9 protein-coding genes and 1 tRNA gene are annotated in these 13,022 nt (G+C 37.3%); 5 read left to right on the top strand and 5 right to left on the bottom strand.

Going from position 1 to position 13,022, the window contains the following annotated elements; all coding sequences use genetic code 11:
• Window positions 1-498 precede the first annotated feature (498 nt).
• Entirely contained in the window at window positions 499-1,605 is a 1,107-nt protein-coding gene (gene proB, locus I6F10_RS10660; protein ID WP_024600220.1) for a glutamate 5-kinase, read from the top strand.
• The gene (locus I6F10_RS10655; protein WP_165743457.1) at window positions 1,602-2,849 is read left to right on the top strand and encodes a glutamate-5-semialdehyde dehydrogenase; all 1,248 of its coding nucleotides are present in this window, start codon (window positions 1,602-1,604) and stop codon (window positions 2,847-2,849) included. The genes proB and I6F10_RS10655 overlap by 4 nt, the downstream gene beginning before the upstream one ends.
• 72 nt (window positions 2,850-2,921) lie before the next feature.
• Here I6F10_RS10655 and I6F10_RS10650 read toward each other — a convergent pair whose 3' ends face one another.
• The 4 genes from I6F10_RS10650 to I6F10_RS10635 all read right to left on the bottom strand — a co-directional run bounded on the left by I6F10_RS10650 (window position 2,922) and on the right by I6F10_RS10635 (window position 9,924).
• On the bottom strand, window positions 2,922-5,129 hold the full coding sequence (locus tag I6F10_RS10650) for a two-component system response regulator (RefSeq protein WP_165743455.1): 2,208 nt from the start codon (window positions 5,127-5,129) through the stop codon (window positions 2,922-2,924).
• A 59-nt stretch (window positions 5,130-5,188) separates the two neighbouring features.
• Window positions 5,189-8,407, bottom strand: a complete 3,219-nt coding sequence (locus I6F10_RS10645) for a hybrid sensor histidine kinase/response regulator (protein WP_197098800.1) — start codon at window positions 8,405-8,407, stop codon at window positions 5,189-5,191.
• Window positions 8,407-9,669, bottom strand: coding sequence for an ABC transporter substrate-binding protein (locus I6F10_RS10640; RefSeq protein WP_024605615.1), 1,263 nt, complete (start codon window positions 9,667-9,669; stop codon window positions 8,407-8,409). The genes I6F10_RS10645 and I6F10_RS10640 overlap by 1 nt, the downstream gene beginning before the upstream one ends.
• A 179-nt stretch (window positions 9,670-9,848) precedes the next feature.
• Window positions 9,849-9,924: transfer RNA gene (locus I6F10_RS10635), tRNA-Ala, on the bottom strand.
• A 166-nt stretch (window positions 9,925-10,090) separates the two neighbouring features.
• Between I6F10_RS10635 and I6F10_RS10630 the strand changes: the two genes are divergently transcribed.
• Window positions 10,091-10,486: a hypothetical protein gene (locus I6F10_RS10630; protein WP_024600215.1), complete on the top strand. Its 396-nt coding sequence runs from the start codon at window positions 10,091-10,093 to the stop codon at window positions 10,484-10,486.
• A 1-nt stretch (window position 10,487) separates the two neighbouring features.
• A complete protein-coding gene (locus I6F10_RS10625) occupies window positions 10,488-10,988 on the top strand; it encodes a prolyl-tRNA synthetase associated domain-containing protein (protein ID WP_024605614.1) in 501 nt (166 codons plus the stop codon).
• Here the strand turns inward: I6F10_RS10625 and I6F10_RS10620 are convergent.
• Window positions 10,955-12,103 carry an MFS transporter gene (locus tag I6F10_RS10620; protein ID WP_024605613.1) on the bottom strand — a complete coding sequence of 383 codons (1,149 nt, stop codon included), beginning with the start codon at window positions 12,101-12,103 and terminating at the stop codon, window positions 10,955-10,957. The genes I6F10_RS10625 and I6F10_RS10620 overlap by 34 nt on opposite strands.
• 198 nt (window positions 12,104-12,301) lie before the next feature.
• Between I6F10_RS10620 and I6F10_RS10615 the strand changes: the two genes are divergently transcribed.
• Complete coding sequence (locus tag I6F10_RS10615; RefSeq protein ID WP_002957867.1) at window positions 12,302-12,841, top strand: DUF2058 domain-containing protein; 540 nt, start codon at window positions 12,302-12,304, stop codon at window positions 12,839-12,841.
• Window positions 12,842-13,022 lie beyond the last annotated feature (181 nt).

Raw genomic sequence — 13,022 nt, 5'->3', positions numbered from 1 at the left:
TAATCATGCATTAGTGGTGTTACTAGTATTTGAACACTACATAATTTCATTTGCCGAACTCTTGGTATGGTTTTGCTAAACAAGTTTATTTAATTATTTAAGTAAATAAAGGTTTGAGTTGAACTATTGCTTTCAATGTTTAACCCCCATCGTGGCGGTTAAATCTCGGTCCTTTGGTCTTCACCCTATCTGTTGGTGTATCAGACTTTAGAGGCTCTATGTATGTTGTTAATAAAAAAGCCACACACAGCTTTTTACAGCGATGCATAAACAACACTTTTAAATTTTTTGATTAGTGCTGCTCAATATTATTGGGTTGTTGCTACTTTATACTTAACCTTAAATCTAAGCTTGTAGTTTTAGATATGGTTTTCGCGTGTGTGTAAAAAAGTGTTGCCTAAATGAAAGACATATTCGAAGCTATGTTTTAAACCTAGCTACTTAGTTTTAGCTCGTCTAATTAAGGTGAGCGCAGATAAAATGGAAAGTTGAGCATTTATGCAAAAGTTAAATTGGCGACGTATCGTACTTAAAGTAGGTAGTGCATTAATTGCACCAGATCAAGATGGCTGCCGTTCGCGTTACATATTAACCATCGCACAGTTCATTGTTCGTTGTCGTGCCCGTGGAATCGAGGTGATTTTAGTATCATCGGGTTCTGTAGCGGCTGGCGCGCACTTATTCCCATCAGACAAACCACGTTCTGTGGTAATGAAAAAAGCAATGGCGGCAGCAGGTCAAACAGAAATGATTGCCATGTGGGACCGATTTTTTGACTTTCCATCTGCGCAGCTATTACTAACTCATGGCGATTTACGTGACCGCGAGCGTTATCAGAGCATTCGTGAAACCGTGTTCACTTTACTTGAACATGGTGTACTTCCTATCATTAATGAAAACGATGCCGTAACCACTGATGATTTACGAGTAGGTGACAACGATAACTTATCAGCAATGGTCGCAGCAGCTGCCGATGCCGATGCTTTATTAATATTCTCAGACGTTGATGGGCTATATGATAAAAACCCTAACTTACATGATGATGCGGTGTTACTGCCTGAAATAAAATCAATTGATGAATCTATTTATGCTATGGCAGGATGTGCTACAAGTGCAGTAGGTACTGGTGGCATGAAAACCAAAATAGAAGCGGCAGAAAAAGCAACATCTCATGGTATAGCGACTTATATTATAAATGGCTTTAAAGAAGAAACATTTACAAAACTGCTAGCTGGAGAAAACCCAGGTAGTGTATTTTTACCGTACGAAAAACCGATGCAGGACTCTGTGCATTGGATGACACACACAGCAAATGAGCAAGGCGAAGTTGTTGTTGATGGCTCGTTTGATGAATCTCTTGAAGGTGAAAGTGGGTGTATTCGTGGTGACGAAATCATGGAAGTTCACGGAGAATTTGCCGTGGGTGATACCATTTTAGTACGTAGTGAAGACGGTACGCGTTTAGCTAAAGCGACCGCAAATTATAGTAGCTGTTTGTTAAACTTTATTGCAGACAACGAACAGAGTGAATTCAGCGAAAAAATGCAGGATTCAATTGGACCAGTTATATCTGAAAAACATATCGCATTATTGGAGAAGTCATGAGTTTAATTACGGACATTTCACGTCAGGCAGCTAAAGCTGCACATACACTTGCTTTACTCGATACCGAGACTAAAAACCAAGTATTAGTTGAAATGGCAGCGGCACTAAGAGAGCAAAAAGCATTTATAATAAAAGAAAATGAAAGTGATTTAAGCGCAGCACGCGACAATAACTTAGCAGCCTCAATGATCGACCGCTTAACGTTAAACGATGAGCGTATTGAAGCAATGGCAGAAGGTATTGAAGTAATCGTAAGCCTTGATGATCCTGTTGGTCAGCTGCGTGATATTACTGAGCGCCCAAATGGTATTAAAATTCGCAAAATGCGAGTACCTCTTGGCGTTGTATGTATGATTTACGAAGCACGCCCGAATGTGACAGCAGACGCTGGTGCATTATGCTTTAAATCAGGTAATGGCGTAATTTTACGTGGCGGCAAAGAAGCACTTAGAAGTTCACAAGCTATCGCAAGTGTAATGCACAGCGTACTTGAGAAGCACAACTTACCGGTATCACTTATTTCAGTGATTCCAGATCCAGACCGTGCGCTACTAATGGAACTAATGCAGCAACGTGAAAGCATTGATTTAATCATTCCACGCGGCGGCGAGGGTTTAATTAACTTTGTTACTGAAAACAGCACGATCCCAGTAATTCAGCATTACAAAGGCGTTTGTCATCTATATGTAGATAAAGATGCCGACCTAGAAATTGCGCTTAACTTACTGCTTAACGGTAAAACGCAGCGTACTGGTGTTTGTAATGCACTAGAAGGTTTAGTTGTGCATCAAGATGTGGCAGATGAGTTTTTAAATCTGTGTGCAGTTGTATTACGCCAAGAAGGTGTAAAAATAAATGCTGACAGCTTTGCAGCTAAATATTTTGATAATGCAACTGTGTTAGCCGATAACGAATTTGGTGAAGAATATCTAGACCTAGAAATCGCTATTCGCGTTGTACCAAACTTTACGGCAGCGGTTGAACACATTGCACAGTTTGGTTCAAACCATACAGAAGTAATTTGTACTAAAAATAAAGCTGCTGCAGAGTTATTCCAACGCAGTGTTGATGCTTCTGTAGTGATGGTTAACGCATCATCTCGTTTTTCTGATGGCTCACAATTGGGTCTAGGCGCAGAGATTGGTATAGCTACTTCCAAGCTACATGCATACGGTCCTATGGGCCTCGAGTCACTAACGACCGAAAAGTATTTAGTTAATGGAGTTGGCCAAGTTCGCGAGTAACCGCAAAAATTAAGTCCATAAAAAGCCGAGCATATTCATGCTCGGCTTTTTAGTTTATAAATCACGCTACAGTTACTTTAACTTTTTAAACCAATCTCTTGCAGGTTCCGGTCTATGCAAATAATAGCCTTGCAGAATAACCTCAGGATACTCCTGTAGTAAATCAAAGTGGGACTGGTTCTCTACGCCTTCAGCAACTATCTCGAGTTCAAATAAACGACCTAAGCTTACAATCATATCAATAATTAGTTTATCGTTGTTATCGATAGGTGCCTCTAACACAAAAGAACGATCAATTTTAAGTTCTTGTATTGGTAATTGTTTTAGGTAGGTTAAGCTCGAATATCCAGTACCAAAGTCATCAATTGATACTCTAATACCTAGCTTCTTGAGAAAGTGAACAGCTTCAATAGCCGCTTCCATATGATTAAGTAACGTACCTTCAATTATCTCAATAGTGAGTTGTTGAGGATTAATGTTATGTTGCTTTATCTGTTGGCTAATAAAGTTTAAAAAACGCGCTTCATGAAAGTGCCTGCCACTTATATTAATTGATAAGTTTAACTCAGGGTGAGTTTTACTAAGTTGCGTTAGCATTTCAAGTGCATTTGAAGTTACCCAGCAATCTAAATCATAAATTATGTCTGACTCTTCGGCTATAGATATAAACTCACTAGGACTAATAAAGCCTTTTTGAGGGTGCTCCCATCTTAATAAAACCTCTGCGCCTTTAAGGGTTTGGCTTCGATCAAATTGGGATTGTAAATATAGCGATAGCTCATTATTAGAAATAGCTTTACGTAAATCTTGTTCTATTTCAAAACGGCGTTTTGCTTGCTCGCCAAATGAAGTATCAAAAAAGGTAACTCTATTGCCGCCTTTCTCTTTTGCTTTGTAACAGGCCGCTTCACAGTTACGAATAGTCTCAATAGCACTTTCCCATTGAACTTCTCGTGGAAAGATATAGGTGCCAATACTTACTGTTAAGCTAACGTCTTGTTCAGCAAAGACAAATGGATGGTTTACACTTGCAAGTAGCTCTTGGGCTTTATTTTCAGCCATTGCTTGAGCTCTAGCTCTGCCCACACCTTTTTCAACTGTACACAGCACTGCAAACTCATCACTGCCTAAGCGAGCAATAACATCTTTTTTACTCACCTTAGAATGAATTCGTTTAGTTAATTCTTTTAAAATATTATCGCCAGCGAGTAAGCCTAATCCATCATTAATTGAGTGGAAGCTGTCTATATCAATAATATAAATATAGGCATAACTATTTTCGGTACTACAAAGTTGAAGTTGTTGCTCTAACTGCTTTAAAAACCCATTTCGGTTGGGTAAACCTGTAAGTTCATCATGCCATGTAAGGTAATGAATTCTTTCTTGGGTTACTTTAACGCTCGAAATATCACTAAATACGCCAATATAGTGCACGTTAGTATCTTGCTCGCCTTTTACCATACTGAGAGTTAGTAGCTCAGGGTAAAGCTCGCCATTTTTTCGTCTAGTTACAAGTTCTCCACTCCAATAGCCTGCTTGATTTGCATGTTCCCATACTTGGTCAAAGCTAATACTCGGATGGTTGTTTTGTTTTATATCGTGTAATTGCATTTGTAGTGAGTCTGATTCACAGTAACCGGTTATACGACAAAATGAAGGATTCACCGCAATAATTTTGCCATTACTATCGGTAATAACAACACCATCGGCGGTTCCCGTTAGGGCTTGATAAAATAACTTTTGTTTTGATGAAAGTTCTTTTAATTCTTCTTCACGTTGGCTTAATTCTTTCGCCAGTAACTCTATTTCGAGTAATTTGTCGTGCAGGTCGAAGTTTTTTTCTATAAGCCTATCTAGCATTCCTTGAGCGGTAATATGAGTGCGAATGCGTGCTCTAACGAGCGCTAGCTTGTAAGGTTTGTGTATGTAGTCAATTGCGCCCATAGCAAAGCCTTTTTCTTCAGACTCTTCTTCGGTAAGCGCAGTTACAAATATGACGGGGATGCCTTTGGTATTTTGTTTCGCTTTGAGTATATTACATACTTCGTAGCCGTCCATGCCAGGCATCATTATGTCTAATAAAATCAAGTCAGGCCGAGTTGACTCAATAAAGATCAAAGCCTGCTCACCACTAGTTGAAATACGTACGTCGTAGTCAGTTAAAAGTCCTTCAACTAATACGTGTAAATTACTAGGTTCGTCATCAACAATAAGAATTAAAGGTTTATGCTTTCTCTCTGTAGTTAATCCCTTACTGTTTGCGAGATAATTTGAATGCACTATCTATCCTTCTTTGCGTTCTTTGCTATGTTAAATCTAGTTCAGGTTAGTGGTTATGCCTAATTTTTATTATCGTTTCTATATTTATCAATCAACTCTATTACTAATGCGTAGTTAAAATGATCAATTGCTTCTTTGAGCTTAAATAGAGAGTGGCTTCTATCATATTGATTCATTTCTAGCTGTCTAACCAAACTGCTAGGTACGGGGCGAGCCGTTAATGCTAATGAGTATATTTTATCGATAACCGAGTCTTCGTTTTCTAGTTCATGTCGCTGTATATGTTCTTTTTTAAAGCTATCAGCTACCAAGAATTGTTTTACGGCAAAAAGTGTAAGTGTTAATTGTTCATTAAAGTGAGATAAGTTAATACTTTTCTCATTTATTAAGCTTTTCTCAACACTTTGCGCGCTTTGTTGCAGTAGCTCCAAACCTAATGTGCCGGCAAGGCCCTTAAGTGTATGTACTAGTCGAATTAAGCTTTCTAACTCTCCATTTTTAATTAATATATCAGCTTTAATCGAAAAGTCATTGTAATCGTTGACAAACTGAGTAAATAATTTAGTTAATAATACGTCATTATTTTCTAGGTTTTCTTTTGCTAAAAGCAGATTTATAGTGCTCAGAGGTTCATTACTTTGCAGATGTTTCTCTATACTTTCGTAAAGCGCATCAAAAATAATCGGTTTTACTAAAAAGTCGTCCATACCCGCTCTAAACGCTGCTTTTTTATCATTAGGATCTGCGGCTGCCGTAATAGCAATTATAGGAGTTTTGTAGCCTCGCTCTCTTAATATGCCAGTTGCTTCTAGCCCATCCATAACTGGCATTTGAACATCCATAAAAATAATATCGATGTCATTTGTCTCTATTTTATCTAATGCATCACGTCCATTATCAGCAATGATCACAGTCATATCTAATCTTGTTAAAAGGGCTGAGGCTATTTCTTGGTTAATTTTATTATCGTCAACAACTAATGCATTAAAACCCGAGAATTTAGGGTGAGGCTTTAATTGCTTTTCTTTAAAATTATTTGGTGAAAGCTTTCTTAAAATTTCAACTTCACTATTTTTATTACCAATAATTATAATGTCTATATTTTCATTTTTTGCAATTGACTCAGGAGACTCTTCATCGGTAATTAATAAAATAAGTGTTAATTTTTCATTAGCGGTTTTATTTTGAGCGTACAGTTGTTGTAAAATAAAGTTATCGTTGAGCTCTTTTTTTTCTATCGACATTATTACAATACTAAATGGGCTACTAGGCTGAGACATTTTTGCAATGGCTCTTAATGGTTCTTGTGTTGTTTCTGTCGTTATATTTATATCACTTAGTAAGTCCATTAATTTTTTAATTTGCTCATTATCAGGGCTAATTAATAAGGCGTGTTTTTTAAGCTTTTGTTGCTCAGATAAAGTAAAGGGTAGAGTAAAGAAAAACTCGCTACCTTGATTAATCGTGCTCCTTACTTGTATATCTCCGCCCAGCAATTTAGTTAATTGTTTGCTTATAGTGAGTCCTAAACCGGTCCCACCATACTTTCTTGTTGTGCTTGAATCACCTTGCGAGAAAGACTGGAATATAATTTTTGATTGCTCTTCAGTCATCCCAATACCCGTGTCTTTTATACTAAAGCGAAGGTTTATTGTTTTTTCGTGTTGAGATGTCGCTTCTATAATTAATGATATTTCACCATGCTCAGTAAACTTAATTGCGTTACCTACACAGTTATTTATTATTTGGCTTAAGTGCATTGGGTCGCCAATAAGTTCAAGCCCTGCATCAACGTGTAAAGTAAAGTTTAATAACAAACCTTTTTGCTTGGCATTTGTTGAGAATAAATTTTGAACGTTAGAAACTATAGTATGTAAGGTAAAAGGGATTTGCTCTAACTGAACTTTTTCCGATTCTAGCTTAGAAAAATCCAGAATATTGTTTAAAATCTGCAATAAATTTTGAGCACTTGAAAAAGCTTTATCTGCGTAGTGTTTTTGCCTTGAGGGAAGCTCGCTGCTTTGTAAAAGTTGCAACATACCTAATATACCATTCATTGGGGTGCGAAGTTCATGACTCATATTGGCTACAAAATCTATTTTTGTTTTATTGGCTTTATCGGTTTGCTCCATGGCACTCGTCAGGTCGGCATTCATTGCTTCCATTTGGGAATTTAATACGCGGGTTTCATTGAGTAGCTCTTTGGTTTGCTTATTTTTTAAATATAAAGCGTTAGCTGCTTTTATTACCGATGCTATTTCAGTTTGATTTTGGCTGTTATTTGAAATAGTTACTGGCTTTTCGCTATTCATGTCTTTAAGTAATAAAGTGAGCTGAGTAATTGGTTTTATAACCGATCTAAAAATAAAATAGCTTAAAAATAAAATGATTAACATAATTAAAACGGCAAATATATTTGCCTGTTCTGTATTTTTTGTTAAGTGGCTACTTAGTAGCTCTTCTGTTTTGATTAGTTTATTTTTTTCTATGTTTTTAATTTCATTAGTTAAATACAGCAATTCGTTTTCTATGCCTGTAAGCACTACATTTACAGAAAAAGTGTAGCTACGGGTGAGTAATACAAGTTGGTTATAAGCTTGGTTTAAGCTTGTTGTTTTATTGGAGAGGGATTCATTTATTACAGAGGTGCTCGTTAGTTTTTTATGTAAGTGATTTAAGTTTTGTTTTACATTTTGTGCTTCATCAAAATTAGGTTTATAGAGGTAGCTTATAATTGCATGTTTTAAATTACTTATTGTGAGTAAAACATCGTTAAAAATAACTTTATTATCATTGTTTGAAGACCCTTCTAAATCACTAATTGTTACTTGTAAGTCATCAATAGGTTGTTTGAACTGAGTAATGTAAAGGTGTTCGCGTTTTTGTCTGTTTACGACAACTTGGCCAAATGTATCTTGGTAATTATTTAAATACTCGCCAAGGCGTATTAGTGAGTTTTGATACTCAGGGGTCTGGTTTTGAGTGTTTGTTTTTAGCTGCTCGAGATTTAGATTTGCCTTATTTAAGTAAAAATTAAATTTGGTAATCGTATTTTCATTTGCATTGTCAATAAATGAAACTGCATGCCCTTGCAGGGAAATAATATCGTTTTCTAAGTTAGTTACAGCTTCACTTTGAATAAGCGCGTTACGCTGCGACTTTTGCAAGTTTAGTAAGGTCGTTTGCGAATAGTTAAACAAATAGCTTTGTAAAAGAAGTAATCCAATCAGCGGACACAAAGCTAATATTATTTTTGATTTAATTGAATTTATTATCATTATCGGCTAATCAACTCATACCATTTTTGTAGACTGTAGTCATAGGTTGGCATAACGGTGTTCCATACTGCTACATTGCTAAAGCGTTTATGGTAACTACCGCCGTTGCGTTGCTTACCCGCTTTTACTGCTACGTCGCCATTTGTATTTAATAAATCTATGTTTGTTGCTTTTCCACCGTACCAGTAATCCCATTCGGCCTGAGATAGAAGTAGTTTAGAGCGTTGTGGGTTACTAATGTAATAACCTTGGCGAGCAATAAATGCACCAGGCCAGCCTGAAAGCCACCAATTCATATAGTCGTAAGCTGCATCTTTTACGCTACTTTGTGTTTGTGACGATAAACACATAACACCATGCCATCCTCGGTAGCCTTCTTTTGGCGCGGCAAAACGAACATTAATATTTTGACTGTTTAACGCAGAGACGGCAGGCGAAAACATACTTTCTATATGGGCACGCTTACTTTTCATAAACTCAATCGATTCAGGGACCGAGTTCCAATAGCCACTAAAATGACCTTGGCGTTTAAAGTCGAGTAATATACTAAACAATCTATCAAGTTCTGGGCGGGTCATTGCACCTATATCGTTAAACTTTATAAGCCCTTTGCTTTGTGCTGCTAGGGCTAGGTCAAATAATCCAATGGTAGGCGCATTTACAATGGCTACTTTACCTCGGTTCTCGTCATCAAGCAGCCAACTCCAGCTTTCTGTTTCGTATGCTATACCGGGCTTAATAAAGTCGGTGTTGTAACCAAAAGAGTCAACATTATGCACATAAGGCAAAAAGCTAATATGATCGCTTTCTTGAGCGCTTAATGTGCCATCGGGTTGAACATTTAATAATTTATAGGGGGCATCACCTGCACCAATACTTGCAGTTTCGGTTAGTTTTCCCGTTTTAGTGAGTGGATTTATCTCGTTAAAGTAGGTGAGTCGCTTTTTTTCTATTGGCTGAATAGAACCTGCATCCCAAAGCACATTAATGCTGTTTGACCACTGTTCGTATAAATCAAAGGAGCTAGGGTCCATTGATGCCTTTTGCAAAACAGCAGCGCTGCCTGCTGGAGTAAATTCTATATTAATACCTAAGTCACTCATCGCTTGCTTGCGGATAGCCTCTTGGAGTGTTACATGAGTACCAAGTACTCTTAATGTGACTTTTTTTCGGGCAAAAACATAAGGCGCATGTGTTATCGCACCAGCTGTTAAACCTATAGCAGCTAGCTTTTTTAGCGTTGAACGCTTAGGGTTGTCCATGTTAAGCCTAAAGTATTAATGTGTGGCATTATGTATAGCTAAGAACTTGTAAAGACACAAGTTGAATGGATAAATTTAAAATTATATAGAATGAAAAATTAGAATAGTAGGGTATCAAAAAATAATAAAAACAATGGAAAAATAGAAGAGTAGAACGAATTTGAAAAGGAGTAGGAAAGTGGTGGAGCTAAGCAGGATCGAACTGCTGACCTCCTGCGTGCAAGGCAGGCGCTCTCCCAGCTGAGCTATAGCCCCACATTCCTAAATTACATATAATGTAACTGCTTGACTGCTGAGTTCCAAGCGGGACGAACTTTAAGTTTTTTTATAAATTTGGTCAAGTATTTTTTCGTAAATTTTCACCGTTTTCGTCAATTTTTGTTAGACTCGGCTTAATTCAAAACTAAAACGATAAAAAACAATGAAAAAATGTGTTCTGGCGCTTATGGTTTTACTCGCTGGTTGTGCCTCGAATGATGAGCCGCCTTTTGAAATAAATAATAAACAGTTTCACGAAAAGCAAGATGATCAAGGCAATAAACTTTTTGCTTATGTTGTTTCGGTAAAAGCTAAGCATCGTGAAAACTTTAACTTAGACCGTGGTCCAAACAAGAGACCAAGCCGTGGTGAGGTTAAGCAGTATATTGAACAAGAGCATTTTGAAGAATCGAGTGTTTTAAAATTGCAGTTAGAAGATCAAGCTGTTGAGTTATTAAACGAAGAGTTAAAAGAGCGTCAGTATTGCGATAATAAACACGAAGTAAGTGAAGTTTTATGGCGAGACCTAAGCGTGCAATTAAGAGGGCGTTGTTTGTAATATGTATGCGGATAAAACTAAGTTAGCAGAGCTTTTAGCGCACCTAGATATTAACTATGATGGAATAGAGCATCCGCCGCTACATACTAGCTTAGCAGCTGATGAGTTTATGATTGAGCGTCCTGGTACTCGTCTTAAAAACCTATTTTTACGCGATAATGAAGGTAAGCGACACTTTTTAGTTATTACCGCGCACAATAAGCAACTTGATTTAAAGGCACTATCAAAGCAACAAGGGCTTTCGCGTTTAGGGTTTGCATCGAGTGAGCGCTTAGCAACGTATTTAAAAGTGGCTCCTGGGTGTGTATCTATGTTGGCTCTTTTAAATGATAAGCAAAACGAAGTGAGCTTATGGGTCGATCAAGATATTTGGGGTGGTGATTTGTTTCATTGTCATCCGTTTGAAAACACCCAAACATGGTTGATTAGTAAAGCTGATTTAGAAGCATTTTTTAATCACACAAAGCATCAACCTCGCGTTGTATTTTTACCCTCGAAATAAGCCCACATAATTAACGATAAACCACATAAGCAAACCGCAAGTAGCGTAAACATAAACGCTGTTTGCCCATGATGTTGGTATACCACACCGGGTAATAACGACCCCAATGCACCACCACTGTAATAAAACGATACATATCCACCATTGGTTACACTTGGCGGGGCTTTACTTATTTTATTAACGAGTGGCGCCGCGGTTGAGTGAATCACAAACATAGCACCACAAAACAAAGTAAATGCGATTAAAAATAAGCTAAGCTGGTGGCTCATTAATAAAATAATACTCACACTATAAAAACTAAATACCGCAGTTAATAAATGCCAAGGCGAAGCGACTTTTTTAAGTAACCAAGGTGCAGCAATAGAGGCGAGTGCACCAACTAAATAGCCACTGTAAACTAAACCTATGTCACGAGTATTGGTAATTAAAAACGTATTTTGCAATATAAACGGTAAGTAATTAAGTAGTGCAGCAAAGCAAAAAAACATACAAAAAACGGCACCGTAAATTTTAAGTATAGCGCCTTCTTTAAGCTGTTTAATGTAGTCCAGTGGTGAAAGCTGAGACTTTGTTGCTGGGTTCGAAAATTGAGAATGTTTGATTGTTAAAGCTAAAAAAATAAGCATAAAAGCAATTACGTAATAAAAGCTCTGCCAATTCCATAAGTCGCTAAACAAAGCTGCGAGCACACGACCAAAGTAACCACCAACTATGCTGCTACCAATATATAGGGTCATATTTTTTTGAAGTGTATCAGCGCTATAACTCATACCTATATAGCTAGTCATTGCGGTTAAAGCTGCAGGGAGCGTTAAACCTTGTAAAAATCGGACTAATAATAAAAGCTCAAAGCTAGGTACATAAATAAAAAGTAAGCAGCTAAGGCCTAAAAGCACCATTGCAATACGTAATATAAGTAGTGGATTTATTTTTGCTAAAAATAAACCGTAAACGAGCGGGGCAATGGCTAAGGGCAACATAGTTGCAGTCATTAAGCTGCCAGCTACCGCAGGTGCTACATTAAATTCGCTCGCAAAAAGACTAAGTAGGGGTTGCGGTGCATAAAGCACAAAAAATATAAATACCGAGCAAACGAGTAGATGAGGTAAACGCATTATATGGCTTATACATTTGCTGATTGGTTACGTGGCATTGTATTAAAAATTGTTTTTAATTGATAATTAAAACCATGCTCTTTGCGCTATATCATGGTTTGTTTTAACTAGTTTGCTAGATTAATGTCGATAGCGCTGTTATTTGAACTCGTTGGTGATTAAAATAGCGATAATATTAGTTTTTAGTGGAACAAAGCCATGGGTTCATTACAAGACCAATTGCTTCAAGCAGGATTAACAACATCGCATAATGCTAAAGTTGCTAAATCAGAAAAGCGTAAGCAACAAAAAAAGCAAAAGAAAGGGGCTACTAGCAACCCAAGTGATCTGCAAAAGCATATTCAACAAACCAAGCTAGAGCAGCAAAAAAAAGCTGAAGAGCTTAACCAAACACGCCAAGTGAGCTTAAAGCAGCGCGAACAAGAAGCGCGTGTTAAACAAATTTTAGAGCACCACAACCAAGACGCTATTCGTGGTGAGCGCACATTTAATTTTACTTATCAAAACAAAGTAAAAAATATCGACGTGAACGAGAAAACGCAAAAAGCGTTATCGGGCGGTCGTTTAGCTATTTGTGTACTAGAAGGGCAATTTTACGTATTAGACGACGAACCAGCACGCAAAGTGGCAGAAGTTGACGAAAAGTATATTGTTTTTCATGTAGAGCCTGAAAACAAACCAAAAGATGAAGATGACCCGTACGCAGACTTTGAAGTACCAGATGATATAGTGTGGTAATAGTTTATTAAGGGTAAGCTCATTTTTATTTGCTAAAGTATATAAAAGTGAGACAGAAACGAGTTAGCGGTTTTTGGTTAAGTTGATCGTCTAGCGTCGTTTCGTACGTATGCTTTTTATTTGATTGTTTACTACAATCAATAGAACAGTTTTTCTAACCGTCAAAAAAGAAGAGTAAATA

The sequence above is a fragment of the Pseudoalteromonas sp. SWYJZ98 genome (genome assembly GCF_015864495.1).
GTDB classification, from domain to species: Bacteria; Pseudomonadota; Gammaproteobacteria; order Enterobacterales; family Alteromonadaceae; genus Pseudoalteromonas; species Pseudoalteromonas distincta.
Note: the sequence above shows the minus strand (reverse complement) of the source record. Positions and strands in the feature narration are given on the sequence as shown.